The sequence below is a fragment of the Pseudomonas sp. HY2-MNA-CIBAN-0224 genome, assembly GCF_040310285.1.
Classification (GTDB): Bacteria; Pseudomonadota; Gammaproteobacteria; order Pseudomonadales; family Pseudomonadaceae; genus Aquipseudomonas; species Aquipseudomonas helleri.
The window spans coordinates 1-281 of record NZ_JBEOPQ010000416.1; the positions used below are offsets into that span (position 1 = coordinate 1).

Below are 281 nucleotides of genomic sequence, written 5' to 3' on the forward strand. Positions count from 1 at the left end.
AAAAAAGCGCTGCCATTGGCAACCCTTTTTTTATGCTCATTCTACGTCAATTAGGTGTAATGGACATTATTCATGCTGTCATAGGGTCTAACGCTATATACTGTCTATATTTGCAAGGAATGAACGCCATGAATCAAAAAACTGCCCTTTTTGTCGTGATAAACACACTAAAAAGAACGGACTCAAGCTAGGCAAACAACAGTATCAATGTCTAGCTTGCAGACGGCAGTTTTTAGGTGGCAAAAGACTCAATAACCAAACCCTTTGGACGGAATACACTC

2 protein-coding genes are annotated in these 281 nt (G+C 39.9%); both read left to right on the top strand.

Annotation, left to right across the window (positions count from 1 at the left end; translation table 11 throughout):
- Positions 1–191 (top strand): hypothetical protein (locus AAEZ03_RS26980; RefSeq protein WP_350582880.1); only part of this gene is annotated, 191 nt, incomplete at its 5' end.
- Positions 107–281: IS1/IS1595 family N-terminal zinc-binding domain-containing protein (locus AAEZ03_RS29340; RefSeq protein WP_502947966.1), on the top strand; the 175-nt coding region annotated here is incomplete at its 3' end. The genes AAEZ03_RS26980 and AAEZ03_RS29340, both read left to right, overlap by 85 nt.